Origin of the sequence: Methylobacterium oryzisoli, from assembly GCF_046557895.1 — a bacterium.
In the GTDB taxonomy this organism is placed as follows: domain Bacteria; phylum Pseudomonadota; class Alphaproteobacteria; order Rhizobiales; family Beijerinckiaceae; genus Methylobacterium; species Methylobacterium oryzisoli.
On sequence record NZ_JBKIBX010000033.1, the window covers coordinates 48,588 to 74,240 of the forward strand.

Annotated in this window: 22 protein-coding genes and 2 pseudogenes; 14 read left to right on the forward strand and 10 right to left on the reverse strand. The window is 71.4% G+C overall.

Features of this window, described 5'->3' with window-relative positions:
* Positions 1-7 precede the first annotated feature (7 nt).
* Positions 8-1,786: an SLC13 family permease gene (locus ACKUB9_RS24890; RefSeq protein ID WP_407528166.1), complete on the reverse strand. Its 1,779-nt coding sequence runs from the start codon at positions 1,784-1,786 to the stop codon at positions 8-10.
* Positions 1,787-2,195: 409 nt separating this feature from the next.
* Between ACKUB9_RS24890 and ACKUB9_RS24895 the strand changes: the two genes are divergently transcribed.
* The 3 genes and pseudogenes from ACKUB9_RS24895 (at position 2,196) to ACKUB9_RS24905 (ending at position 5,479) form a co-directional block, all read left to right on the forward strand.
* A complete protein-coding gene (locus ACKUB9_RS24895; protein WP_407528169.1) occupies positions 2,196-2,405 on the forward strand; it encodes a hypothetical protein in 210 nt (69 codons plus the stop codon).
* A gap of 807 nt (positions 2,406-3,212) precedes the next feature.
* A pseudogene (locus tag ACKUB9_RS24900) lies at positions 3,213-3,647 on the forward strand (methyl-accepting chemotaxis protein); the annotation flags it as partial.
* A 137-nt stretch (positions 3,648-3,784) separates the two neighbouring features.
* Positions 3,785-5,479 carry a methyl-accepting chemotaxis protein gene (locus ACKUB9_RS24905; RefSeq protein WP_407528172.1) on the forward strand — a complete coding sequence of 565 codons (1,695 nt, stop codon included), beginning with the start codon at positions 3,785-3,787 and terminating at the stop codon, positions 5,477-5,479.
* A 285-nt stretch (positions 5,480-5,764) separates the two neighbouring features.
* On the opposite strand, the gene ACKUB9_RS24910 is transcribed toward ACKUB9_RS24905, so the two are convergent.
* Positions 5,765-8,059, reverse strand: coding sequence for an FdhF/YdeP family oxidoreductase (locus ACKUB9_RS24910; protein ID WP_407528175.1), 2,295 nt, complete (start codon positions 8,057-8,059; stop codon positions 5,765-5,767).
* Between the two features lie 300 nt (positions 8,060-8,359).
* On the opposite strand from ACKUB9_RS24910, the gene ACKUB9_RS24915 reads away from it, so the two are divergent.
* On the forward strand, positions 8,360-8,770 hold the full coding sequence (locus tag ACKUB9_RS24915) for a phospholipase A2 family protein (RefSeq protein WP_407528177.1): 411 nt from the start codon (positions 8,360-8,362) through the stop codon (positions 8,768-8,770).
* Positions 8,771-8,894: 124 nt separating this feature from the next.
* On the opposite strand, the gene ACKUB9_RS24920 is transcribed toward ACKUB9_RS24915, so the two are convergent.
* Both ACKUB9_RS24920 and ACKUB9_RS24925 read right to left on the reverse strand, forming a co-directional pair.
* Positions 8,895-10,163 (reverse strand): lytic murein transglycosylase, encoded by a 1,269-nt coding sequence (locus tag ACKUB9_RS24920; protein WP_407528180.1) that lies wholly within the window; start codon positions 10,161-10,163, stop codon positions 8,895-8,897.
* Positions 10,164-10,183: 20 nt separating this feature from the next.
* On the reverse strand, positions 10,184-10,903 hold the full coding sequence (locus ACKUB9_RS24925) for a DUF3750 domain-containing protein (protein ID WP_407528234.1): 720 nt from the start codon (positions 10,901-10,903) through the stop codon (positions 10,184-10,186).
* 254 nt (positions 10,904-11,157) lie between these two features.
* Between ACKUB9_RS24925 and ACKUB9_RS24930 the strand changes: the two genes are divergently transcribed.
* Positions 11,158-11,370 carry a dodecin gene (locus ACKUB9_RS24930; RefSeq protein WP_407528182.1) on the forward strand — a complete coding sequence of 71 codons (213 nt, stop codon included), beginning with the start codon at positions 11,158-11,160 and terminating at the stop codon, positions 11,368-11,370.
* Positions 11,371-11,450: 80 nt separating this feature from the next.
* Here ACKUB9_RS24930 and ACKUB9_RS24935 read toward each other — a convergent pair whose 3' ends face one another.
* Positions 11,451-14,327, reverse strand: coding sequence for an EAL domain-containing protein (locus ACKUB9_RS24935; RefSeq protein ID WP_407528185.1), 2,877 nt, complete (start codon positions 14,325-14,327; stop codon positions 11,451-11,453).
* Between the two features lie 303 nt (positions 14,328-14,630).
* Between ACKUB9_RS24935 and ACKUB9_RS24940 the strand changes: the two genes are divergently transcribed.
* From ACKUB9_RS24940 to ACKUB9_RS24955, 4 genes are all read left to right on the forward strand, one after another.
* A complete protein-coding gene (locus ACKUB9_RS24940) occupies positions 14,631-15,386 on the forward strand; it encodes an N-acyl amino acid synthase FeeM domain-containing protein (protein WP_407528188.1) in 756 nt (251 codons plus the stop codon).
* A gap of 31 nt (positions 15,387-15,417) precedes the next feature.
* Positions 15,418-16,581: an MFS transporter gene (locus ACKUB9_RS24945; protein ID WP_407528191.1), complete on the forward strand. Its 1,164-nt coding sequence runs from the start codon at positions 15,418-15,420 to the stop codon at positions 16,579-16,581.
* Between the two features lie 103 nt (positions 16,582-16,684).
* Positions 16,685-17,764: a tartrate dehydrogenase gene (locus tag ACKUB9_RS24950; RefSeq protein WP_407528193.1), complete on the forward strand. Its 1,080-nt coding sequence runs from the start codon at positions 16,685-16,687 to the stop codon at positions 17,762-17,764.
* Between the two features lie 109 nt (positions 17,765-17,873).
* Positions 17,874-18,743 carry a DUF1236 domain-containing protein gene (locus ACKUB9_RS24955; protein ID WP_407528196.1) on the forward strand — a complete coding sequence of 290 codons (870 nt, stop codon included), beginning with the start codon at positions 17,874-17,876 and terminating at the stop codon, positions 18,741-18,743.
* 97 nt (positions 18,744-18,840) lie between these two features.
* On the opposite strand, the gene hrcA is transcribed toward ACKUB9_RS24955, so the two are convergent.
* On the reverse strand, positions 18,841-19,944 hold the full coding sequence (hrcA, locus tag ACKUB9_RS24960; protein WP_407528199.1) for a heat-inducible transcriptional repressor HrcA: 1,104 nt from the start codon (positions 19,942-19,944) through the stop codon (positions 18,841-18,843).
* 190 nt (positions 19,945-20,134) lie between these two features.
* Here hrcA and ACKUB9_RS24965 point away from each other — a divergent pair, with 190 nt between their 5' ends.
* The 3 genes from ACKUB9_RS24965 to rdgB all read left to right on the forward strand — a co-directional run bounded on the left by ACKUB9_RS24965 (position 20,135) and on the right by rdgB (position 21,902).
* Positions 20,135-20,443: a hypothetical protein gene (locus tag ACKUB9_RS24965; protein ID WP_407528202.1), complete on the forward strand. Its 309-nt coding sequence runs from the start codon at positions 20,135-20,137 to the stop codon at positions 20,441-20,443.
* A 113-nt stretch (positions 20,444-20,556) separates the two neighbouring features.
* A complete protein-coding gene (gene rph / locus ACKUB9_RS24970; RefSeq protein WP_407528204.1) occupies positions 20,557-21,270 on the forward strand; it encodes a ribonuclease PH in 714 nt (237 codons plus the stop codon).
* Positions 21,270-21,902, forward strand: coding sequence for an RdgB/HAM1 family non-canonical purine NTP pyrophosphatase (rdgB, locus tag ACKUB9_RS24975; protein ID WP_407528207.1), 633 nt, complete (start codon positions 21,270-21,272; stop codon positions 21,900-21,902). Before rph ends, rdgB begins: the two co-directional genes overlap by 1 nt.
* 353 nt (positions 21,903-22,255) lie before the next feature.
* Here the strand turns inward: rdgB and ACKUB9_RS24980 are convergent, their stop codons facing one another.
* The gene (locus tag ACKUB9_RS24980; RefSeq protein WP_407528210.1) at positions 22,256-22,681 is read right to left on the reverse strand and encodes an organic hydroperoxide resistance protein; all 426 of its coding nucleotides are present in this window, start codon (positions 22,679-22,681) and stop codon (positions 22,256-22,258) included.
* A gap of 213 nt (positions 22,682-22,894) precedes the next feature.
* Between ACKUB9_RS24980 and ACKUB9_RS24985 the strand changes: the two genes are divergently transcribed.
* Positions 22,895-23,389: a MarR family winged helix-turn-helix transcriptional regulator gene (locus ACKUB9_RS24985; RefSeq protein ID WP_407528212.1), complete on the forward strand. Its 495-nt coding sequence runs from the start codon at positions 22,895-22,897 to the stop codon at positions 23,387-23,389.
* A gap of 177 nt (positions 23,390-23,566) precedes the next feature.
* Entirely contained in the window at positions 23,567-24,682 is a 1,116-nt protein-coding gene (locus ACKUB9_RS24990) for an alkene reductase (protein WP_407528215.1), read from the forward strand.
* 24 nt (positions 24,683-24,706) lie between these two features.
* On the opposite strand, the gene ACKUB9_RS24995 is transcribed toward ACKUB9_RS24990, so the two are convergent.
* The 3 genes and pseudogenes from ACKUB9_RS24995 to ACKUB9_RS25005 all read right to left on the reverse strand — a co-directional run.
* Positions 24,707-25,246 carry a hypothetical protein gene (locus ACKUB9_RS24995; protein ID WP_407528218.1) on the reverse strand — a complete coding sequence of 180 codons (540 nt, stop codon included), beginning with the start codon at positions 25,244-25,246 and terminating at the stop codon, positions 24,707-24,709.
* Between the two features lie 28 nt (positions 25,247-25,274).
* A complete protein-coding gene (gene minE, locus ACKUB9_RS25000; protein WP_407528221.1) occupies positions 25,275-25,544 on the reverse strand; it encodes a cell division topological specificity factor MinE in 270 nt (89 codons plus the stop codon).
* A pseudogene (locus tag ACKUB9_RS25005) lies at positions 25,541-25,653 on the reverse strand (septum site-determining protein MinD); the annotation flags it as partial. The gene minE and the pseudogene ACKUB9_RS25005, both read right to left, overlap by 4 nt.

The window sequence follows — 25,653 nt, forward strand, 5'->3', positions numbered from 1 at the left end:
CGCGGCTTCAGCGCAGCGGCCAGACGAGCAGGATCAGCGGCACGCCGGCCGCCAGCACGAGGAGCGAGAGGGGCGCCCCGAGGCGCGCGTAATCCCCGAAGCGGTAGCCGCCCGGCCCCATCACCAGGGTGTTGCACTGGTGGCCGATGGGGGTGAGGAAATCGCAGGCCGCCCCGATCGCCACCGCCATCAGGAAGGCGTCGGGCCCGTAGCCGAGGGAGCGGGCGAAGCTCGCCGCGATGGGCGCCATCACCAGCACCGTCGCGGCGTTGTTGAGGAAGGGCGTCACCGCCATCGCGGCCAGCATGATCAGCCCGACAGCGCCCCAGGCGGGCAGGAGCGCGCCGACCTGCGACAGCCAGCCCGCGAACAGGTCGGTCGTGCCGGTGGTGCGCAGCGCGTCGCTCACCGGGATCAGGGCCGCGAGCATGACGAGGATCGGCCATTCCACCGCCTCGTAGGCCTCGCGCGCCGGCAGCGTGCCGGTCATCACCATCAGGAGCGCGGCGGCGAAGAAGGCCACAGCCACCTCCACGGTCCCGAACGCCACCGCCGCGACCGTCAGCGCGAGGATCGTCAGGGTGATCCAGCCGCGGCGCGCGCTGCCGAGCGGCAGCGAGCGCTGGGCGAGGGGGAGGGCGCCGAGGTCGCGCAGGTGCTGGGGCATGGCCGCCGCGTCGCCCTGGAGCACGACCACGTCGCCCGCCCGCAGGGTGATGTCGCGCAGCCGCTCCGTGAAGCGTTTGCCGGCCCGGCTCACCGCCAGCAGGTTGACCCCGAAGCGCTGGTGCAGGACGAGCTGGCCGGCCGAGCGGCCGATCAGCAGCGAGGTCGGCCCGACCACCGCCTCCACCGCGTGGGCCCCGTCCGGGTTGTCCTCGCGCGCGGTCGGGCGGTTCTCGCCTTCGAGCGTGAGGCCCGCTTCGCCGACGAAGCGCTGGAGGGCCGCCGGTTCGCCCCGCAGGATCACGCTGTCGTGCGCCCGCAGCACCGCGTCGGGCAGGGGCGAGGCCTGGCGCGTCCGGTCGCGCACGATCGCCGTGACGGCGACGTCGCCGGCCGCCCGGGCGGTGAGGTCGGCCACCGTGCCGCCGGCGAGGGGCGAGTTTTCCGGCACCTGCGCCTCCGTGGCGTAATCCGCCACCGCCACCGCCTCGTCCAGAGAAACCGTGCCGCGGCGCTCCCGCGGGATCAGCCGGTAGCCCACGCTCAGGAAGGCGACGCCCAGGAGCGCCAGCCCGACGCCCACGGGCGTGAAGTCGAACATCGTGAACGGGGTGCCGGTGATCTCGCCGCGCAGCCGGGCCACGATGATGTTGGGCGAGGTGCCCACCTGCGTGACGATGCCCCCCAGCAGCGCGCCGAAGGCCATCGGCATCAGGAAGAGCGAGGGCGAGACGTTGCCGCGCCGGGCCATCTGGAAGGCGATCGGCAGCATCATGGCGAGCGCGCCGATGTTCTTGATGAAGGCCGACAGCACCGTGACGGCGACGACGAGGCCGACGAGCTGCGCGCGCGTGGAGCGCAGATGCGGCGAGACGTGCCGCAGCACGGCCTCGATCGCGCCCGACCGGGCCACCGCGGCGCTGACCACGAGCGCGCTCGCCACGATGATCACGATGTCGTCGGAGAAGCCGCTGAACGCCTGCTTCACCGGCACGAGCCCCATGGCCACCGCGACGAGGAGCGCACCGCCGGCCACGACGTCGTAGCGCAACCGTCCCCAGACGAAGAGCACCATCATGCCGCCGATCACCGAGACCGCGAGGATCTGGTCGAGCGTCATGGCGTCACCGGAAGGGTACTGCGCCGGACGCGACGGATGGCGATGTTCACGCGGGTGCGACTCCTGCTGCTGCGGCCGACAGCCGGCCCATGGGGCGCCGCACCGGCCCGGTCCGGCCTGCCACGCCCGCCGCAGTGTTCGTCCGCGGCGGGGAACGGGGCAACTCGGCGTAGGATAGCCGGTTCCTGGCCGTGGCCGGCGATCCCCACAGGCCCCGTCGAGCCCGGGGCCGGAGCGTCGGGATCGACCGTCACGCCGCGGGCCGGTCCAGCATCCGGACGGGCGACGCGATGCACCGATCCGTCGCCCGAGGTGCCTTATCGGTGCGAATCAGCCATTTCTCTGCCTCTGCCTGCGAACGATGAGGGTTTGTTCGCGTTCGTCACCTGTGAACTCGCGGGACCTGATCATGATCGGCAAGCTCATCTCGTCCGCTCTGCGCCGGAAGGAGCGCCCGGACGCCGACGAGACCTTCGATGATGCGGCAGTGCTGGACGAGGCCCTGCGCTTCCCGCCGATGCGGCCCCTGCAGCCGCCCCCCGCCCAGAACGACGACCCGCACCGGCCGCTCTGCGAGGCGGTCGAGCAGGACCTGCGCGCGGCCGGGTTCCTGCGCTGAAGCGCACGCGCCGAACGGGTCGGTGGCGCGGCGGCAAATAAACCTGCTTCCAGCCGTGGTGGAGTCGGACCGGCGGGGTCCGCTCGCGAGGACCACCGCGGGTGAGATACGGGTCAGCACGCCAAGGCCGAACTTCGAAGCGGGGATCGCTCGGTTCGTTCTGCGTGCACTCCCGACGGAGCGGCGCTCTCCCCGATTTCGTTAGGTAAACACCGACGGCGACGACAGCACATCCGAGTGCAATTCCTCGCCGGCTCGCGGCCGGCGACGCGGTCCAAGTGAGAATGTCATCGCGCGGACCGGTCTCATGTCTCGATCACAACCTCGGAGAGAGGTGCCGATCCGGATGACTATAATCAAGCAGCCTCTTGATTCGGGTGGCTATTCGCGGCGCCGGGCGAGCCTTCGCGCTTAAGCCAAATCTGAGCTGATAATGAACATGTTCATCTCGCAATACAACTGCTAGACGAGACATGTGGATCTCGAAGCATGTTTCGCCACGTTACGTAGATTTATAGATGCCAATACATATCTGATGTTGCATAATTTCCTAATTTTAGCTCAGATAGATTTTATTTCCTCTAGGTTCCGGATCTCGAAGTAGCTGAATTTTAACGAAGTCTGGCTACGAACCAAATCGCCGATCGGAAGAGGGGGATGCCGGTGCTGTCTCGGCTGACAATTCTGCACAAGCTATTGGCGGTCGTCGGCATCATCGTCGTGGTGGTCGGCGGGTGCATTTTCTTCGTTCAGTCGCGCATGTCGTCGATCGATTCCGACTATTCCAAGCTTGTCGACAAGGAGGCGGCGGCCCGGGCCGGCGAGGCGGGCCGCGGCTTCGCCGTCGTGGCGGCCGAGGTCAAGGAGCTGGCTGGGCAGACCGCGCGAGCCACGGGCGACAACGCGGATCAGATCAACAAGGTCCCGACGGCGACGAACGACGCGGTCGCGGCGATCGGCGGCACCACCGGCCAGATCCGCGAGATCAACACGGTGACCGCGGCGATCACGGCGGCGGTGGACCAGCAGGGGGCGGCCACCCAGGAGATCGTCCGCAACGTGGCGCAAGCCTCGTCGGGGATGGGCGAGGTGACCGCCAACATCGTCGGGGTGGCTCGTGCCTCCGAGGATACCGGATCCGCCGCAGCGCAGGTGCTCGCGTCGAGCTCCGAGCTGGCGCGCCCGTCGGAGCGCCTCACCGCCGAGGTGAGCCGCTTCCTCGACACCATCCGGGCGGCGTGAGGCGATCCCACGCGCTCGCGACCGGAGCGCGTCACAATCGGTTTCACGATCTGGTTCAATGATCGTACTGGGTCATATAGGCTATCCGTCTTAAATTCGACCCGGCCCGTTAGTTTTCGAACTCCCACCGAAGTGAAATGGAGACGATCATGCGTTGGACTATCGGTAAGAAACTCGCCACGGCTGCAGCCCTGGGAGTTTTGCTCGTTGCGGGCCTTGTCGTGAACCAGTGGATCAGTGGCAGCCAAATCGCTGAAGCCAACGCTGCAGCCAGTCGCGAGCAGATCATCCTCGACGGCATTCAGCAAGCGCGTCTCTCGCAAGCCCAGATTCAAACGGCGGTCGGCAACATCCTCGCCGCGGAAACTGCCGAACAGGTCACCCGCACCGCCGATCGCGTCCGCGCAGCCAAGGCAGCAGGTGTTTCGGGGCTCGTCGAGCCGATCCGCATCGCCATGATCCCGGATGTCCTCCGCGATCTTCAGAACGGCCTTGCGGCCTATGCGGACTTGGCGACGGCGCTGGCCGGGGCGACGCACTTCGAAGGCGGGACGCGCTCCATCGACAGGACCATTCTGTCTCACGTTGCGGGCGAGCAGCAGCGGATGACCAAGCAGTTCGAGGAGGCGGCCGCGGCCTCGGTCAAGAACGCCCAGCGCTTCACCGACGCGGCCCGGGAAAACATGGTCGCAACGATCGCATCCGCGGCCGTGATCGGTCGCACCGTCGGTGGTGCCGTCATCCTCGTGCTGATCGGCTCGGCGGTGTTCTCGGCGCTCGCGATCGGCAGGCCGGTCCGGCAACTCGCCACCTGTGTGAGCGCGCTCGCGGCCGGCGACGCAACCGCCGAGGTGCCGGCGACCAAGCGCAGCGACGAGCTGGGCACGATGGCGGCGGCGGTGCAGGTGTTCAAGGACAACCTGATCCGGACGCGCCAGCTGGAACAGGAGACGGTGCTGGCCCGTGCCTCGGCGGAGGAGCAGCGCAAGGCGGGCATGCGGCAGATGGCCGATGCCTTCGAGGCCGCGGTGGGCGGTATCGTCGGCCAGGTTTCGTCGTCCGCCACCGAGTTGCAGGCCACCGCCCAGCAGCTGACCGCGACGGCGAACGAGACCGCGGCCCAGTCCACCACGGTGGCGGCGGCGGCCGAGGAGGCGGCCTCGAACGTCGGAACGGTGGCGAGCGCGGCCGAGGAACTCGGCAGCTCCGTGCAGGAGATCGGTCGCCAGGTGCAGGGCTCGGCCGCTTTGGCCCAGCGCGCGATGGGCGAAGCGGACCAGACGGCGCACCTCGTCCAGGCACTCAACGGCGCGGTCGCCCGCATCGGCGACGTCGTCGGGCTGATCTCGAACATTGCCAGCCAGACGAACCTGCTGGCGCTCAACGCGACGATCGAGGCGGCCCGCGCGGGCGAGGCGGGCCGCGGCTTCGCCGTCGTGGCGGCCGAGGTCAAGGAGCTGGCCGGGCAGACCGCGCGGGCCACGGGCGAGATCGCCGATCAGATCAGCAAGGTGCAGACGGCGACGAACGACGCGGTCGCGGCGATCGGCGGCATCACGAGCCAGATCCGCGAGATCAACACGGTGACCGCGGCGATCACGGCGGCGGTGGACCAGCAGGGGGCGGCCACCCAGGAGATCGTCCGCAACGTGGCGCAAGCTTCGTCGGGGACGGGCGAGGTGACCGCCAACATCGTCGGGGTGGCTCGTGCCGCCGAGGATACCGGATCCGCCGCGGCCCAGGTGCTCGCGTCGAGCTCCGAGCTGGCGCGCCAGTCGGAGCAGCTGACCGCCGAGGTGAGCCGCTTCCTCGACACCGTCCGGGCCGCCTGAGGAAGGGGATTTGTCCCATCCTACGATCGTTCTCCTGGGGTTGCAGCAGCACAACACTCAGGAGAACTTCGGTTTTGGCAGTATCGACTTTGCCGCAAGGCGCGAAGCGAGGCCGGAAGCGGGGAGAGCCGCATCCGCGATGGTCCGGATCCCGATGAGGGCCGTCCGGACCGAACCGTCCATTCAGAACCGGCATCGTGGAGTGCCGTCGCGCGGACGTGGTGACAATCCGACTGGGGCCGCAAGCGGCCCCACTCGCGGATCCCCCGCCGCAGACCCGGACCGCTAGACCCTGATCCGCACCGGCACCGACTTCGCCGCCGGCGTCTTCGACTGCTCGTCGTGGTGCGAGAGCGGGATCAGGGGGTTCATCTCGGGATAATAGGCGCCGAGGCAGCCGTCGGGGAGCGAGAAGGGCGTGACCGTGAGGCCGGACACAATGCGCTCCACGCCGTCCTCCGCGTCGCCGACCAGGGACACCACCTGCCCCTCGCGCAGCTTCGCCCGCCGCATCTCGTCGGGATTGATCAGCAGGACGGTTCGGGTGCCCTCGATCCCGCGCAAGCGGTCGCTGTAGCCGTAGATCGTGGTGTTGAACTGGTCGTTGGAGCGCAGCGTGATGAGGCGGTAGCGGCCGGGCGCGTCCGGGAAGCCGGTGGAGGACAGGCGCGCGGTGGTGGTGAACGCGGCTTTGCCGCTCTTCGTCTTCCAGATGCGCTCGCGGGCCGAATTGCCCCGGTAAAAACCGCCCGGCGTCCACATCCGCGCGTTGAAGTCGTGGAATTCCTCCGGGTAGGTCTCGGCGATCTGGTCGCGGATGCGGGCGTAGTCGCCGACCCAGGCGTCCCAGGTCACCTTCGGGTTGGGCGCGAGCGTCGCCCGGGCGAGGCCCGCCACGATGGCGATCTCGGAGCGGAGATGCTCGCTCGCGGGCGTGCGGCGGGCGAGCGAGCCCTGGATGCAGCTGAACGTGTCCTCGATGGTCACCGCCTGCGGCCCGCTCGCCTGCCGGTCCTCCTCCGTGCGGCCCAGGCAGGGGAGCAGGTAGGCGCTCTCGCCGGTCACGAGTTGGCTGCGGTTGAGCTTGGTGGCCACCTGAACCGTGAGGCGCAGCCGCGTCCAGGCCGCCTCCATGCGCTCGGTCTCGGGGATGGCCCGCAGGAAGTTGCCGCCGAGCCCGATGAAGGCCTTCACGCGGCCGGCCAAAACACCCTCGCAGGTCTCGACCGTGTTGAGCCCCTTGTCACGCGGCGGGTCGAAGGCGAACTGCGCCGCCAAGCGGTCCAGGGGCACGAGTTCGGGTTTCTCGGCGATGCCGACCGTGCGCTGGCCCTGCACGTTCGAATGCCCGCGCACGGGCGAGATGCCGGTGCCGTCGCGGCCGATATTGCCCTTGAGCAGCAGCAGGTTGACGAGGAGCGCGACGTTGTCGAAGCCGTGCGCGTGCTGCGTCAGCCCCATGCCGTAGAAGGCGCAGACCCGCTCGGCCGCGACGTAGACCTGGGCCGCCGCCTCGATGTCCCGGCGGCCGAGGCCGGATTCACGCTCGATCTCCTCCCAGGGCGTCGCCCGGACCTTGGCTTCGAAGGCCTCCAGGCCCTGCGTGTGCTGCGCGATGAAGTCGACGTCGAGCACGCGCCGGCCCTCGGCCTTGGCGGCGTCGTCGGCGGCGAAGACGTGCTTGCACAGACCCGTCAGCACGGCGATGTCGCCGCCGGGGCGGACCTGATGGTACTGCGTGCTGATCCGCGTTTCCTTGCCGGTCAGCATCTCGACCGGGCTCTGCGGATTGGTGAAGACCTCCAGGCCGCGCTCCCGCACGGGATTGAAGGTGATGATCTCCACGCCGCGCTTGGCCGCCTGCCGCAGGGGATGCAGGAAGCGGGGCGAGTTCGTCCCGGGATTCTGCCCGAAGAAGAACATCGCGTCGCAGTTCGAGAGGTCGTCGAACACCACCGTGCCGACGCTCGCGCCGATCACCTGTTTCAGCGCCACCGAGGTGGTCTCGTGGCACATGTTGGACGAGTCCGGCAGGTTGTTGTGGCCGTAGAGCCGCGCGAACAGCGCATAGAGGTAGGCGGTCTCCAGGCTGGCCCGGCCCGAGGTGTAGAAGACGGCCGATTTGGGATCGAGCCGGCGCAACTCGGCGCCGATCTCCCGGAAGGCCTCGTCCCAGCCGCACGGCACGTAGCGGTCGCGGGCGCGGTCGAAGCGCAGGGGATGCGTGAGGCGCCCCTCCTGCTCCAGGTCGTGATCCGACCACTGGCGCAGTTCGGTGAGCGTGTGCTTGGCGAAGAAATCAGGGGTACAGCGGCGCGACGTCAGCTCCCACAGCGTCGCCTTGGCGCCGTTCTCGCAGAATTCGAAGGGATGGTGATCGGCAGGCTTCGCCCAGGAACAGGACACGCACATGAACCCGCGCGGCTTATTTTGCCGAAACAGTGTCTCGGTGGCGAGCGGGGTCGCCCATTCCTTGCCGAAGATGCTCGCGATGCCCCGCACCGAACCCCAGCCGCCGGCCGGGCCATCGTAATGCGCAGTACCGGGCTCGGGCTCGTGCGCGCTGGCATCTTGCGACATCTGGTTCTCCTCCGACCGGAACCGGCGCGCCGTGGAAAGACGGTCGGCGGCGGTCCAACGAGCGGCCGGGGCGATCAGTTCGATCGGTTCCCTCGGCTCGCGGCGTGCCTTGGAGTCGCGCTCCGGCGTCGCGCTTGCGGGCTGACGCAGGGTGCGGCGACGGCGCGCGGCGCGGGAACCTGGGCGGGAGACCTCCGGTTGGCCTGGCGACCGGGATGGTTCCTCCCGGCCTGCCGCCGCGAGGGGGCGGCTCGTGCGGCGCCGGGCATTCCGGCCTTCATCCACCACACGAGAGGCAACATGATCCGCTTCGCCCTTCCGCTCGTCCTCGCCGCCGGCATGGCGGCGCCCGCCCTTGCGCAGCAGCAGCTCGGCCGGCCGCCGGCGATGCTGCTGCACGGCAATTATTGCGGCCCGGGCAACAACGCCCCGCTCCCGCCGGTGGACGCCCTCGACGCGGCCTGCGCCCGCCACGACGCCTGCACGCCGCGCGGCGGCCTGGCCAGCCAAGCCTGCAACCTGCGGCTCCAGCGCGAGGCCGAGCTGATCTCGCGCGATCCGCGCCAGCCCGAGGACGTGCGCATGCTGGCCGGCCTCACGGCGATCGGGGCCGGCCTGCTGCCCTCGGCGCCGAGCACGGCCGCGGTTCCGGCGATCGGCTACGCCCCGGTGCTGCACACGCCGGACGAGTGGGACGAGGGCGAGGAATAGGCCTTGGCCGCCGGACCGGGCACCGGTCCGGCGGCGCGATCGATGACGAACCGACGGCCCGAGCGGAGTCGGCCGAGCCGTTCCGCTCGGGCCACCGATCGCCGTAGGCGTGGCTGCCTCGGAGTCAGCGTGCGGGGCGCAGGCGGTCGAGCAGCGCGGGATCGGGATAGCCGTCCGGCACCAGCCCCTCGGCGGCCTGGAAGGCGCGGATTGCCGCCCGGGTGCGCGGGCCGACCCGCCCGTCGATGCCGCCGACCGCAAAGCCCCGCGCCGCGAGGCCGGATTGCAGGTCGCGGCGCTCCTCGGCGGTGAGCGGACGGTCGCCACGGGGCCAGTCCTGCGCGAAGGCAGGCTCGCCCCGCAGCCGGTCGGACAGGTGGGCCACCGCCAGCGCGTAGGCGAGCGCCGTGTTGTAGCGCAGGATGGCGTCGAAGTTCGGCAGCAGCAGGAAGGCCGGCCCCCGCGCCCCCGCCGGCAGCACCAGCCGGGCCGGCGTCTGCGCCTCCGCGAAAGCCAGCGGTCCGGCCGGGCGCAGGCCCAGATGCTGCCACTCGGGCAGGGTCCGGGTCGTCACCTCGTCGGCGAGCGCGAGGTCGAAGCCCGGCGGCAGCACGACCTCGTAGCCCCAGCGTTCCCCGGGGCGCCAGCCGACGCTGCGCAGGTAGCTCGCCGTGGAGGCGAGGGCGTCCGGCACCGAGCGCCAGATGTCGCGGGCGCCGTCGCCGTCGAAATCCACCGCGTGGCGCAGCGCCGTCGTGGGCATGAACTGCGTGTGGCCCATCGCCCCCGCCCAGGACCCCGTCATCGCACCCGGCGGCACGCTGCCCTGGGCGAGGAGGCGCAGGGCCGCGATCAGCTCCTCGCGCCACATCGCGACGCGCTCGCCCCCGCCGCAGGCGAGCGTCGCCAGGGAGCGGATCACCGGCCGGACCCGGGCGGGATCGTCGAGCACGGCGCCGTAGCCCGATTCGATGCCCCAGATCGCCACCAGCACGTGCCGGTCGACGCCGTAGCGGGCCTCGATGGCCGCGAGCGGTCCCTCCCACTCCTTGAGCTTGGCTTGACCGGCCGCGACGCGGGAGGGCTTGGTGGCGGTGTCGAGATAGTCCCAGAGCGGCGTCTCGAACTCGGCCTGCCGCCGGGAGGCCGCCAGCACCTCGGGATCGGGCGAGAGGGGGGCGAGTTGCTCCTCGGCGAGCGACCGGGGGATGCCCTGCGCCTCGGCCGCCACGGCGAGGTCCCGGGTGCAGGCGGCGAAGGCGGCCTCGGGCGCGGGAGCCTCCGGCGCAGGCGCTTCCTGTGCTTGGGCGGCGGCCGGCAGCCCGGAGGCGAGCCACAGGGCCGCCCCGGCCAGGGCCGGGCGGAATCGCCCGAAGAAGACCAGTGAGCGCATCGGACCGGCTCCCCGATTCATCAGACGCCGAAGCGGCCGAGCGCGGGCAGCTTCACCCCCGGCCGGCGGATGTCGAGCCCCGCCACGGCGCCCAGGATGTTGACCTCCAGCCCCTCCACCCAGCCGAGGGTGAAGCCGAGATAGCCCCCGAGATTCATCCGCACGCCGGTGCGCGACGGGGTCAGGCCGATCCAGCGGCCGTCATAGGGAAAATCCTTGCCGATCGCGGTGGCCGGCAGGCTCGCGCGCATCTCCGGCACGGCGCTCATCACCGCCGCCACGAAGGTGTTCGAGTTCGGCCCGGGCCACGCCTGGTAGTCGCCCGGCTTGTCGTAGCGGTAGGTGCGGACCGCGTCGCGGATGCGCGGGATCATCCGCTCCGCCTCCGCCCCGTCGGCCGCGAAGACGATCTCCGGCGTGCTGCCGAACCAGCGCCCGTCCGGCACGAAGCGGTCCACCCAGATCGGCAGGCCCCAGGCCGTGTAGTCGAAGCGCTGGTAGGCCGAGGCGCCCGCCTCCTTGACGACGATCCAGCTGTGGGTGGCGACGATGCCGCGCCAGCTCACGGTGCGGGCCGAGAACACGCGCACGATCGCCTCGGGATGGGCGAGGGGGGCCGGCAGGAGCCCGGCGCTCGACCGATCGGCCGAGCGCCAGTCGCCCCGGTCCTGCAGGTAGTAGAGCGCGGCCGAGACCGCGATCGGCGCGAGGAAGACGAGCGCGAACGCGAGAAGGAGGATCCTGAGCAAGGGAAGTCCGGAGACGACGGAAGAGCCACGCTGATGTGGGTGTCACCGCCCCAGCCGGAAAGGGGCGGGCTGCCGCACCGCACCATCCGGCCGGAATCCGGGCAAGGCGTCCGCGCGTGGCGGTGCGAGCGGACGGCTGGTAGCATCCCATCCGGGCCGTCACGGCCGCGCCGTCTCGACCCGATGCATCCCGCGGCGGGCCGATCTCCGGCGGCCGCACGCCCGGACATGACAGGGAGGCCGCGATGGCGGACCACGTCTTCAAGGTGATCGAACTCGTCGGGACCTCGAAGGAGAGCGTTTCCGACGCCATCGACGTCGCGGTCCGGCGCGCGGCGGAGACCATCCGCAACCTGCGCTGGTTCGAGGTGGTCTCGACCCGCGGCGACGTCGCCGACGGCAAGGTGCTGCACTACCAAGTGACGCTGAAGGTCGGCTTCACCCTCGAAGGCTCCTGATCCGCCGGGCTCCGGCGCGGTCGTCCGCGCCGGACCGGCATCGTCGCGGCTGACCCGCCGACCGCGCCCGCGTCGCCGGCTCAGCCGGCGCGGCGGCGCGGTTCGGCCGCGCTCGCCAGCGGCGCCGGGCGCCCGATCAGGTAGCCCTGCGCCTCGTCGCAGCCCTCGCTGCGCAGGATCGCGCGCTGCGCCTCGGTCTCGACGCCCTCGGCCGTGACGCGCATGCCGAGGCTCGCGCCCAGGCCCACGATGGCCCGCACGATCGCGGCCGTCTCCGGGTTGGCGATGTCGGCCACGAAGGAGCGGTCGATCTTGATCTTGTCGAAGGGAAAGCGGCGCAGGTAGCTCAGGCTGGAATAGCCGGTGCCGAAATCGTCGAGCGCGATGCTCACGCCGAGGTCGCGCAGCACCGTCAGGGTGGCGATGAGCGACTCCGCCTCCTGCATCAGCATCGTCTCGGTGATCTCGAGTTCGAGCCGGTTCGGCGGCAGACCCGAGGCGCAGAGCGCGGCCAATACCGTGTGGGCGAAGCCGGGCTGCCGGAACTGCACCGCCGAGACGTTGACGGCGATGTGGGCCTTGTCGCCGAAGGCCAGCGCATCGGCGCAGGCCTGCCGCAGCGCCCAGGCCCCGATCTCCACGATGAGGCGCGTCTCCTCGGCGAGCGGGATGAACTCGCCCGGAGAGACGAGGCCGCGCACCGGGTGGCGCCAGCGCAGCAGCGCCTCGCGCCCCACCACCTGCCCGGTCGCGAGGCCGATGATCGGCTGGTAGTGCAGCACGAACTCGTCGCGGGCGAGGGCGCCGCGCAGATCGAGTTCGAGCCGCTCGCGCGCCTCGACCGCCGCATCCATGGCCGCATCGAAGAACCGGAAGGCGTTCCGCCCCTCCGCCTTGGCGCGGTAGAGCGCGAGATCGGCGCGGCCGAACAGCATCGTGCCGGAGAGGCCGTGCTCGGGCGCCATCGCGATGCCGATGCTCACGCCGATCCGCACGTCGCGGCCGGCCACCGCGAAGGGCTCGCTCAGCTGGGCCAGCACCCGGCGGGCGAGCGCGGCGGCGTCCTGGGCGCTGCGGCTGCCGGATTGCAGGATCGCGAACTCGTCGCCGCCGAGCCGCGCCACCGTGTCCTCGACGCGCAGAAGGCCCTGGAGGCGCCGCGCCACGGCTTCGAGCAGCGTGTCGCCCGCCGGGTGCCCGAGCGTGTCGTTGACCGCCTTGAAGCGGTCGAGGTCGAGGCACAGGACGGCCAGCGAGCCGCCCTGGTGGGCGATGTCGGCGAGGTGCTGGTCCAGCCGCTCGCGAAACAGCGTGCGGTTCGACAGGCCGGTCAGCGGGTCGTGGCGCGCCATGTGGGCGATCTGCGCCTCGGCGACCTTGCGGGCGCTGATGTCGATGTGGGTGCCGACGACGCGGGTGGGCGCCCCGGTGCGGCTGCGCTCCACCACCTTGCCGCGCGAGAGGACCCAGGCGAAGGTCCCGGCCTTGGTCAGCAGGCGGTGCTCGCACTCGTAGATCGGCGTGCGCCCCTCGATGTGGTCGGCGAACAGGCGCAGCGCCCGCTCCCGGTCGTCGGGGTGGATCAGGTCCTCCCAGTCGCGGCCCTGGCCGCCGAGTTCGCCCGGCGCGTAGCCCAGCATGGTGTGCCAGCGCTCCGAGTGCCAGGAGCGGCAGCGCATCAGGTCGCGGTCCCAGAGGCCGTCGCTGCCCGCATCGAGCGCCATGGTGAGGCGCTCCTCGCTGGTGCGCAGGGCCTCCCGAGCGGTGACGATCTCGTCGATGTCGAGCGCCGTGCTCAGCCACTCGACGCCGCCGTCCTCGCGCGCGACCGGGACGCTCACGAGCTTGTGCCAGCGATAGACGCCGTCGCGTCGCCGCAGGCGGCCCTCCGCCGAGGTCGCCGATTGCGTGGCGCGCGCCCGCGTATGGGCACGGTTCAGGCGCCGCGCATCGCCCGGATGGTAGAGCTGGACCCGGTCGGCGAGGCGGACATAGAGGGCCGACCCGAAGAAGTCGCGAAGCCGCGGATTGGCGTAGGTGACCTCGCCGTCCGCATCCTCCAGCCAGACCATTTGCGGGAGGGCGTCGGTGAGCGCGCGCAGGCGGGCCTCGCTCGCCGCGACCCGCTCCTCGGCGCGCTTGCGCTCGGTGATGTCGGTGAGAGTGCGCAGCGCGCCGCCGCCGCTCAGGGCGATGCTGCGGACGTCCAGCACCATGCCGTTCGTGCGCGTCCGCTCCTCGGCCGGGGAGGGGAGAACGGACCCCGCCTCTCCGCCGCGCAGGATCGCCCCGAGGAGCGCGTCCTCGCCCGCCCCGGCGAGCGCGCGCCGCAGCTCGGCGAGGGAGGGCTGGCCGGCCAGGAAGGCCGGATCGAGCCCGAGCAGCTCGCTCGCCCGGCGGTTGGAGACCGCGACGGTGCCGCCCCCATCCACCATGACGAGCCCCTGCTCCATGGTGTCGAGGGTGGTGGTGAGGAGCGCGGTGGTCGCCTGGAGCCGCTCCTCGGTGCGCCGCATCTCCGTGACGTCGAGCACGGTGCCGAAGGTGATGACGGCGGTCCCCGCCGGATCGCGGTCGCAGAGCCCGCGCACGAGGACCGCCCGGATCTCGCCGTCGGGCCGGACGATGCGCGCCGGATACTCGAAGCGCGTACAGGTCTCGATGTGCCGGCGCAGCAGCGAGGTGACCCGCTCGTGGTCGTCGGGATGATAGGCGGCCAGCACGTCCGCCCGCGTGAGCTGGGGTCCTGCCTGCCGGAATCCGAAGATGCGCAGCGCCTCGTCGGAGAAATACCCCTGGCCAGTGGTCTGGTTGAACTGCCAGTGGCCCACATGGGCCATCTCCTCGGCCATCCGCAGGAGCCGGTTGGCCTCGGTCAGGGACGACCACGCACGGCTGACGTCCGGGCCGGGATGCGCGACGACGTCCTCCGCCGCCTGTGCCGATCGAGATTGCACGCGGGCGCTCCAACGACAGTGAACGCCCGTCAAGCTGAATGAACCGTCCTTCGATGAGATTAACGTTCGACCAATCGGACCTTCGTGAGTGGGACCAATCGGACCGGAACACCGTCTCGTGCGGTCATCTGGATTGATAGAGCGGCGCCGGAGCGTCCGATCGGCGACCCCCGCGTGACCTCGCACCGCCCGACCGGCGCCCTCCTCAAACCCTCGTGCTGCGTTAAGCTTAATGAAGGGTTACGCGTGCCGGGATACGGAAACTCGGTTAAGGTTCCCTTACTTCAAAGCAAGGGCATCGTGATGTCGTCGATCAACGCCGCGCGTCAGCAGGGTCTGAACGTCCGTGCGAAGTCTCTCCTGTCGCGCGTGACGTATCGGCGTGCCGTCGATGAAGACGATCGCGACGACATCTTCCGGTTGCGCTACGACGCCTACCTGCGGGAGGGCGCGATCGACGCCTGCGCGGCGGGACGGTTCCACGATCCGGTCGATGATCAGGACAACACCTTCCTGTTCGGGGTCTACGTCGACGACGAGCTCGCCGGGTCGATCCGGCTCAGCGTCACGCTGCCCCGGCAGCACGCCCTGCCGACCACCGCGGTCTTTCCGGAATTCGTCGGGCCGAAGATCGCCGCCGGCGCGGTCGTCGTCGATCCGACGCGCTTCGTGGCGCGCCACGCGATCTCTCGCCACCTGCCGGAGCTGCCCTACCTCACGCTGCGCCTCGCATGGCTGGCGATGGAGCATTTCGACGGTGACTGGATCCTGCTCGCCATCCGGCCGGAGCACCGGGCGTTCTACCGGCGCTACTGGAGCGCTATCGAACTGTGCGAGGCGCGGCCCTACCCGAAGCTCGCCAAGCCGGTGGGGCTGTCGGTGGTGGATTACCGCGCGGTGAGGGAGCAGGTCTTGGAGCGGCACCCCTTCCTCGCCTCGACCCCGGCCGAGCGCGCGGGCCTGTTCGAGCCGGCCATGCCGCTGGTGCCGGAGGCCGGACTGCCGGGCGCGATCTGGCCGATGGAGCTGCGCCCGGCGGGCGCGGGCCTCACCCTCTGATCCGGCGCGCGGCCTTGAGGACGGCACGGCGATGAGGCACCGGCGGTGGCTGATGCTGGCCGTTCTCTTCGCGGCCCGGACGGTCATCGCCTACCAGTTCCAGTCGGTGGCCGCCGCCTCCTTCGCGCTGGTGCAGGACGGCGGCCTCGATTTCGCGGGGCTGGGCCTCCTGATCGGCTGCCACATGCTGCCGGGCATCGTCCTGGCGCTGCCCGGCGGGTTCCTGGCCCACCGGTTCGGGGGCAAGCCGATCGTGCTCGCGGGCCTCGCGCTGATGGCGCTCGGCGGCGTCATGATGGCGAGCCTCTCGACCGGCGCGCTGTTTTCCGGCCGCATCGTCAGCGGCGCGGGCGCGGCGCTCCTCAACGTGGTCCTCACCCGCATGGTGACGGACTGGTTCGTCGGGCGCGAGATGGTGGCCGCCTTCGGCATCTTCGTGGCGAGCTGGCCGCTCGGCATCGCGCTCGCGCTCGTCACGCTGCCGGCGCTCGCCATCGCGTATGGCTGGGCGAGCGTCGCAGCCGCGAGCGCCGTGGCGAGCGTGGCGGCGCTGGTCCTCGTGCAGGCGCTCTACACCGATCCCCCGGCGGCCACGCCCGGCCAGAAACTGCGGACAGCGTCGATCCCGACGCGCGAATACGCGCTCGCGGCGGGCGCGGGGCTGATCTGGGGGCTCTACAACGTCTCGCTCGTCATCTTCGTCTCGGCCGCACCCGACCTCTTCCTGGCCAACGGCTACCGCGTGGAGACCGCCGGCCTCATCACCAGCATCCTCGGCTGGGTGCTGGTGCTGGTCCTGCCGGGCGGGGGCCTGATCGCGCAGCGCGTGGGCCGCCCGACCGCGTTCTCGGTGACGAGCCTCGTGCTGGTCGCGGGCGCCGCCCTCGCGCTGGCCCTCACCAACCAGTCGATCCTGGCGCTGCTCGTCCTCGCGCTGCTCTTCGGCCTGCCGGCGGGGCTGCTGCTCTCGCTGCCGGGCGAACTGCTCTCGGCCGAGGCCCGGTCGAGCGGCATGGGCGTGTTCTATCTCTGCTTCTATCTCACCATGACGGGCCTGCCGGTGGTGGCGGGCATCGTGCGCGAAGCCGCGGATTCGGCCTCGAGCCCGATCCTGTTCGGCGCCGGCACGGCGCTGCTGGCGGCGATCGGCATGATCATGATCGGGCCCTACCGCACCGCCCGGCCGGCGCCCTGATGGAGCGCGCGGACCCCGCCGGCGATTGACCGCCGCCTGCGGATGCGCGACGCGGAGCCGGACACCGCGGCGACGAATGTCGCGAGGACGCAGGGAGGCCAGTATGACGACGAACCAGCGCCGCTACCGCATCGCGGTGATCCCCGGGGACGGGATCGGCAAGGAGACGGTGCCGGAGGGCGTGCGGGTCCTGGAGCAGGCGGCCAAGCGCCACGGATTCACCCTGGAGCAGGACTGGTTCGACTTCGCCTCCTACGACTACTACGCCAAGCACGGCCGCATGATGCCGGAGGACTGGAAGGCGCAGATCGGCAGCCACGACGCCATCTTCTTCGGCGCGGTCGGCTGGCCGGACAAGATTCCGGACCACGTCTCGCTCTGGGGCTCGCTCATCCTTTTTCGGCGCGAGTTCGACCAGTACATCAACCTGCGCCCGGTGCGGCTGATGCCGGGCGTGCCGAGCCCGCTGGCCAACCGCCAGCCCGGCGACATCGACTTCTGGGTGGTCCGCGAAAATACCGAAGGCGAGTACTCGAACGCGGGCGGGCGGATGTTCGCCGGCACCGAGCGCGAATTCGCCGTGCAGGAATCGATCTTCACCCGGCACGGCACCGACCGGGTGCTGCGCTTCGCCTTCGAGCTGGCGCAGAGCCGGCCCAAGAAGCACCTGACCTCGGCCACGAAGTCGAACGGCATCTCGATCACCATGCCGTACTGGGACGAGCGGGTGCGCGCGATGGCCGAGCACTACCCCGAGGTACGGTGGGACCAGTACCACATCGATATCCTCACCGCCCATTTCGTGCTGAACCCGGACCGCTTCGACGTGGTGGTCGCCTCTAACCTGTTCGGCGACATCCTGTCGGATCTCGGCCCTGCCTGCACCGGCACGATCGGCATCGCGCCGTCGGGCAACATCAACCCGGACCGGCTGTTTCCCTCGGTGTTCGAGCCGGTGCACGGCTCGGCCCCCGACATCGCGGGCCAAGGCATCGCCAATCCGATCGGCCAGATCTGGTCGGGCGCGATGATGCTGGAGCATCTCGGCGAGCGCGAAGCGGCGGCCGAGATCGTCGCCGGCATCGAGCGGGTGCTCTCCGAGCGGACGCTGCGCACCCGCGATCTCGGCGGCAACGCCGACACCGCCGCCTGCGGGCAGGCCGTGGCGGAGGCGCTCGGCTGAGCCGTCGCTCCTCGTCGGTCGCGGAACCAAAAACTCCGCGACGCCGTTGCGGGCTCACTTCGGCGGGTCCCGCACGAATGGCCTGCCCGGTCCTGACGAGGAGACACAGATGAGCAAGCTCGTTCGAGGAACCTTGACCGCGGCTGTTCTGGCGCTCGGCGCCGCGACCGCGCTCGCCCAGGGTGGCGGCGCCGGCGGTGCGGGCGGCGGCGGTGCCGGGGGCGGCGGAGGCGGCGCCGGCGTCGGTGGCGGAGCCGGGGGTGGCGCAGGCGGCGGCGCGGGCGGCGGCCTCGGGGCCGGTGGAGGCGGCGGCGCTGGCGGAGCCGGTGGCGCCGGGATGGGGCAGGGCGGTGGCGCCGGCGGCGGGCGCGGAGCGGCCGGCGGTCCGGGCGGGGCCGGCGGCACGACGGCGGGCGGCGAGCGCGGCACCGCGCAGCAGCCCGGCGGCCAGCCGGGTGGCCAGCCAGGCGGCAACGCCGGCCGGGCCGGCGAGGGCACCGGCCGCGGCACCGCCGAGCAGGGCGGCCCGCGCGGCGGGACCGAGCGAGCGGGCGGCGCCGGGGAGCGCGGCGACCGCGCGGCCGAGCGGCCCGGCGAGCGGGGTGATCGGCCCGGTGAGCGGGGCGACCGCGCCGCCGACCGGGGCGAGCGGGGAGACCGCGACGGCGTGCGCGGCGACCGGGGCGAGCGGACGGGGGCGATCGGCGAGGCCCGCGGCGCGGCCTCGCGGCTCGACACGCGCCAGCGCACCGAGTTCCGCCAGACGATCGTGAACGCGGGCGTGCGCCCGGTGCGCGGCGTCAATTTCTCGCTGTCGGTCGGCACGGCGGTGCCGCGCTCGGTGACGCTGCACACCCTGCCGCCGACGATCGTCTCGCTGGTGCCGGCCTATCGCGGCTTCCGCTACGTGCTGGTCGAGGACGACATCGTCATCATCGATCCCGACACCTTCGAGATCGTGGACGTGATCCGGTCGTGAGCCCGCGGCGGCCTTCGCCGGGCCGGTGACCGCTCCGGCGCGGGCTGCCCCCACCAAGACCTCGGCCGGTCCGGCTCCCGGGCCGGCCGATCGCGTTTCAGCCCCGCCCGCTCTCCAGCATCCGCGACACGACGCGGGCGGTGAAGTCGACCATCGGCACGATGCGGGCGTAGTTGAGCCGGGTCGGGCCGATCACCCCGACCACGCCGACGATCTTTTGGCGTCCGTCCCGGAAGGGGGCGGCGATCATCGACGAGCCGGAGAGCGAAAACAGCTTGTTTTCCGAGCCGATGAAGATGCGCACGCCCTCGCCGCCCTCGGCGCGCACCAAGAGGTCGATGACGTCCTTCTGACTCTCGAGGTCACTGAACAGCAGGCGGATCCGCTCTAGGTCCTCGGCCGCGCGCAGATCCTCCAGCAGGTTGGCCTGACCGCGCACGATCAGCTGGCGCTCGTCGCTCGGCCCCACCGCCCGGGCCAGCCCCGCCTCCACCAGCCGCTCGGTGAGCGCGTCGAGCTCGCGCTTCATCGCCTCGCGGCCCGCCTCGATCTCCGCCCGCACCTCGCCGAGCGTGCGGCCGCGGATGCGGGCGTTGAGGAAGTTCGAGGCCTCCTGCAGCGCCCCCGCGGGCAGGCCCGGCGGCAGGTCGAGGAGCCGGTTCTCCACCGAGCCGTCGTCGGAGACCAGCACCACCAGGGCGCGGCCGGGATCGAGGCGGACGAACTCGACGTGGCGCAGGTTGGCGTTCTGCTTCGTGGTCATCACAACGCCCGCGCCGCGCGAGATGCCCGAGAGCAAAACGGACGCCTCGGTGAGCGCGCTCTCGAAGGTGTGGCGAGAGGCGGCGGCCCGCATCTGGGCCTCGATGCGCCCCTGCTCCTCCTGGCCGACATCGCCGAGTTCGAGCAGGGCATCGACGAAGAAGCGCAGGCCCGTCTCGGTGGGCAGGCGGCCGGCGCTGGTGTGGGGCGCGTAGATCAGCCCCGCATGCTCCAGATCCGCCATCACGTTGCGCACCGAGGCCGGCGAGAGCGCGATCGGCAGGATGCGGGCGAGATTGCGCGAGCCCACCGGCTCGCCGGTCGCGAGGTAGCTCTCGACGATCTGACGGAAGATCTCGCGCGAGCGGTCGTTCAACTCGGCGAGGCTGCGGGCATGGCCGGAGCCGGCGGGCAGGGGAGGGAGGTCGCGCGTGTTCATCAACCGATGGGACTGACAGGACAATCAATGTGAGACGGTCGCGCGGCGTGTGCAAGCGCACAGCGCCGCGCCGCGTCGCCGCTGCGGCGGTGATCGCGCTCAGCCGCGTCAGACTCCGTTCATCCGCGCGCGCCCATCCTGCCTCTCATGAGCTTCCGGGCTCACCCGCGTCCACACCTCGGAGTACGCCATGTCGAACACCACTGCATTCGTGACACGCGCGCGCCGGCTCCTCGCCGTCGCGGCCCTCCTGGCGGCCGGCCTCGTCTTCGGGGCTCCCGGCAGCGCGACGGCCGCACCCTTCGCGCCCGCACCGGCGGTCGCCGAGGCCGCAGGCTCGCCCCTGATCCAGGTCCAAGGCCGCCACCACCATCACGGCTGGGGCCACCGTCACCACCACCATCGCCACTGGCATCACCGCCGGCATCACGGCCACTGGCATCACCGTCATCATCACCGCCACTGGCACCACCGGCATCACCGCCACTACCGCTACTGAGCGGGAGCCTGCCGGCCCGGACGCCCCGCGCGTCCGGGCTTTTGGCGCACCGCTTGCTGCTGAGGGCGCCAGCGCCTAAGAGCGCGGGCCCGTGCTGGTTTCAGGAGAGCCCGATGCGTCCGTCCAAGCGTGCGCCCGACGACATGCGCAAGGTCACGCTGGAGCGCGGCGTGGCGCGCTACGCCGAGGGCTCCTGCCTCGTCACCTTCGGGGAGACGCGGGTGCTCTGCACCGCCTCGCTGGAGGAGCGCGGTCCGCCCTGGCTGCGGGGCTCCGGCAAGGGCTGGGTCACGGCCGAGTACGCCATGCTCCCGCGCGCCACCCACGAGCGCAACCGGCGCGAGGTGAACGCGGGCAAGCCGTCGGGCCGCACGCAGGAGATCCAGCGGCTGATCGGCCGCTCGCTGCGCGCGGTGGTCAACCTGCCGGCGATCGGCGAGCGCCAGATCGTGATCGACTGCGACGTGCTGCAGGCCGATGGCGGCACCCGCACCGCCTCCATCACCGGCGCCTGGGTGGCGCTGCACGAGTGTTTCACCTGGATGCGCGGGCGCTCGATCATCTCGGTCGATCCGATGCGCGACCATGTTGCGGCGGTCTCCTGCGGCATCCACAAGGGCACGCCGATCCTCGACCTCGACTACGACGAGGATTCGGCCGCAGACACCGACGCCAACTTCGTCATCACGGGATCGGGCGGCATCGTCGAAGTGCAGGGCACCGCCGAGGCCGCGCCGTTCTCGGAGGAGGAGTTCCTGGGCCTGCTGCGCCTCGCCAAGGGCGGCGTGGCGCAGCTCGTCGCGCTGCAGAAGCAGGCGGTGGGCTGATGGGCCGGATCCTCTCCGGCCGGGTCGTCATCGCGACCCACAACAGCGGCAAGCTCACGGAGATGCGCGACCTGCTCGCGCCCTTCGGCGTCGAGGCGGTCTCGGCGGGCGAACTCAAGCTGCCCGAGCCGGAGGAGACCGGCACGATGTTCGCCGAGAACGCGGCGATCAAGGCGCGCAGCGCCGCCTCGATCACCGGCCTTCCCGCCTTCGCGGATGATTCCGGCCTCTGCGTCGACGCGCTCGACGGCGCGCCGGGCCTCTTCTCGGCGCGCTGGTCCGGCGGCTCGAAGGACTTTTCCGGCGCGATGGCGCGCATCGAGCGCGAACTGGCGGCGCGTGGGGCCACCGACCGCCGGGCGCACTTCGTCTCCGCGCTGGTCCTGGCGTGGCCGGACGGCCACGAGGAGCTTTTCGAGGGGCGCGTCTTCGGCGACTTGGTCTGGCCCCCGCGCGGCACGCGCGGCTTCGGCTACGACCCGATGTTCAAGCCCGACGAGAGCCCGCTCACCTTCGGCGAACTCGGCGCCGAGGAGAAGCACGGGATCGACTGGGAGCGGGGCGAGGCGCTGTCGCACCGCGCGCGCGCCTTCCTGTCCCTCGCGGCGTCCTGCCTGCGCCGACCCGGCTGAGCCCGTCACGACAGGCTGCCCCCGGATGGGCGGAGCGCGCCGCCGGATGCGGGACGTGGGATGCGCCTGATGAGGGCAGGCAGCATCCCCTCTCCCGTGTGGGAGAGGGGTAGGGGTGCGGGAGGGTGCAGCAAGCAGTCGCGACGCTGCCCGCTACCAGCACCACGCTTCGTGCTCGAACCTGACCCGTTCCGCTCCCCTCACCACGCTGCCCGCTTGACTGCAGCACCGTCACACCCTCACCCCTGCCCCTCTCCCACCCGGGAGAGGGGTTCCCGTGCTTGGTCAGGAAGGCGCACAGCCGATCAGGCGTCCCAGCGATCCGAGTCGGCTTGAACTTGGAAAGCCGGCTTTCAGACCACTTCGAGCCCGACATTCACGTTGCCGCGGGTGGCGTTCGAGTACGGGCAGACTTGGTGCGCCTTCTCGACCAGCGTCTGGGCCGTCGCGCGGTCGAGGCCGGGCAGCGAGATCTTCAGGTTGGCGGTGATGCCGAAGCCGCCCTCGGAGCGCGGGCCGATGCCGACGGTGGCGGTCACGGTGGTGTCGGCCGGGACCTGGATCTTCTCCTGGCCGCCGACGAACTTCATGGCGCCGAGGAAGCAGGCCGAGTAGCCGGCCGCGAAGAGCTGCTCGGGATTGTTGCCCTCGCCGCCCCCGCCGCCGAGTTCCTTCGGCGTCGTCAGCTTGACGTCGAGGCTGCCGTCCTGGGTCTTGGCACGACCGTCGCGGCCCCCGGTGGCGGTGGCCTGGGTGGTGTACTTCACGTCGACCGGCATCGAAGCTCTCCGTGGCTGGACGGGCTGATCTCGCCCGATGGATCCGGCGGTCATTCGACCGTCGGGCATTCACATAGTGCGCAATCTAATTTTTTGCAATTTGTTTTTCTACCCCATAGTCGCTATCGTGGCGGTTGTGCGCTCTCGGGCGCTCACCCCACATCACCTCCGGCCGTGTGCCGGACCTGCGCGCCGTCGCGCAAGGAGGCGGACATGTCAGGCACGTACGCCCCGACCCCGGCTCCCCAGACCGGCGAGAGCGACCTGCACCTCGCCAGCCAGATCTGCTTCGCGGTCTACTCCGCCGCGCACGCTTTCAACCGCATCTACAAACCGCTGCTCGACGGCCTCGGCCTGACATACCCGCAATATCTCGTCCTCCTCCTCCTTTGGGAAGAGGACGGCCAGACGATGAAGACCATCGGCCAGCGGCTCTACCTCGATTCCGGCACGCTCACGCCGCTGATGAAGCGGCTGGAGAGCGCCGGCTTCGTGTCGCGCAGCCGCGACACGCAGGACGAGCGGCTGATGCGGATCACGCTGACGGAGATGGGCCGGACGCTGCGCCAGAAGGCGCTGCCGTTCCCGGAGGCGGTGGTCTGCGCCGCCGGCCAGTCGCCCGCGCGGCTGAAGCTGCTGCGCGACGAGATCGTGGCCTTGCGCGACGCGCTGCACGCCAACGCCGCCCCGGACCGCGGCGCCGCCTGACCCGTCTCGCATGTGCGAAAGCGCACTGCGCGGAGCGGGCGCCGGCAGCGAGGTCTCCCGGCGCACCGCCGAGTGACCATCTCTGGTCCCGTCCGGCGGGCGCACGCCCCGTGCGAGCCCCGGACGCGAGACGACGGGGGCCGCGCGCCGGTCCCGTTCTGGAGCACGCTTCCCACCATGGCGACTGATTCCCTCTTCGAGCCCCTGACCCTGGGGGCGATCCGCCTCGATCACCGCGTCGTGATGGCGCCGCTGACGCGCATGCGCTCGCGCCAGCCCGGCGATGTGCCCCAGCCCTTGAACGCCGCCTATTACGGCCAGCGCGCGAGCCGCGGCGGCCTCGTGATCGCCGAGGCGACCGACATCGCCGAGCAGGCCCGCGGCTATCCCGGCGCGCCGGGCATCTACTCACCGGAGCAGATCGCCGGCTGGCGCGGCGTCGCCGAGGCCGTCCACGCGGCGGGGGGCGCCCTGTTCGTCCAGATCTGGCACACGGGCCGGGTCTCGCATTCCTCGATGCAGCCGGGCGGCGCCCTGCCGGTGGCGCCCTCCGCCGTCGCCGCCCCGGGCCAGCACATGGACCGCCGGTTCAACCCGGTGCCGTTCGAGACGCCCCGAGCGCTCGACGAGGCCGCGATCCCCGGCCTCGTCGGCCTCTTCCGGCAGGCGGCCCTCAACGCGCGCGAGGCCGGTGCCGACGGGGTCGAGATCCACGCCGCGAACGGCTACCTGATCGACCAGTTCCTGCAGGATTCCACCAACCGCCGCAGCGACCGCTACGGCGGCGCGATTCCGAACCGCGCCCGCTTCCTCCTGGAGGTGGTGGACGCCGTGGCCGGCGCCATCGGGGCGGACCGGGTCGGGGTGCGCATCTCGCCCTGGGGGCGCTTCAACGGCATGCAGGACAGCGATCCGGGCGCGCTGTTCGACCACGTCGCGGCCGAACTCGGCCGGCGCGGCATCGCCTACCTGCACGTGGTGGAGCCGCGGGCCGACCAGACCAGCGACACGAACGCCCTCGATCCGAACGCGCCGGACGCCGCCTCGCGCGTCAAGGCGCGGTTCGGCGGCCCGCTGATCGCGGCAGGCGGCTTCACGCCCGAGAGCGCCGCCGCCGCGGTGGCGAGCGGCCACGTGGACGCGGTGGCGTTCGGGCGCCTGTTCATCGCCAATCCGGACCTGCCGGAGCGCATCCGCCGCGGCGCGGCCCTCAACCGCTACGACCGCACCACCTTCTACGGTGGCGACGCGCGCGGCTACACGGACTACCCGGCCCTCGGCGACGCCGCCTGACGGGATGACGCCGCCGCAGGGCTCTCAGCCCGGCGGCGGGTCGGTCGGGGCCGTGTCAGAGGCGGGCGGCGCATGGTCCGCCCGCCACTGCGCGAAGAGGCTCTGGAGCACCGAGACGGTGTCGCGCACCGCCTTCGCCTCATCCTCGACGGATACACCCTCCGAGACGGAGTTGCGGGTGGTGAGGAGCGCGCGTTCCTCGATCTCGCCGAGGCGGTCGAGGAAGTCGGGCCGCTCGGCGAGCAGGCTCAGCGCATCGCCCATGGCGGTGGCGAGGGTGGTGGCGAGCAGCCCGGCGGTGGCGACGTCGCCCACCGAGGCCTCGTAGGGCTCGGTCTCCTCCTCGTCGTCCTCGGACTCCGCCTCGGCGGCGGCCTGCAGGCCCTCCACCAGGGCCTCGACGAGTTCGACCACGGTGTCGTCGGGCAGGGCGAGGCGCACCGCCGGCTCCGGCTCCTCGCCGGTGAAGCCCGCGATGCCCAGCGTCACCTGAAGGATGCCCGGACGGCGCAGGCTGAGCGCCATCAGGGCGTTGGCGTAGATCGTCGGCGCGTCGGACGGCATCCGGGTGCTCTGCGCAGGGCGGCCGGGCTCAGGCCCCGGCGAAGCCCATACTCTTGTGCGCCGGGAGTTCGATGTCGATCCCGAGGGTCGGAATGCCGCCGCGGCGCTCCATACTGATCCTCACCCGCTCGCCGTCCACGGTCACGTGCTTGGCGATGGCCGCCAGCACGTCCTCGCGCAGCGACGCGATCAGGTCGCGACGGCCGAACACGGAGCGCTCCTGGGCGAGCAGGAGCTTGAGGCGGTCGCGCGCCGCGGGCGCCGACCCCCTGCGGGAGCGAAGGCCCAGCCGTTTCATGCCGCCCTCCGGGTGAGGAAGCGGTTGAAGAACGAGCGGCGCTCGGCCGGGATGGTCATGGGGACGGTCTCGCCCTTGAGGCGGCGGGCCGCGTCCGCATAGGCCCGCG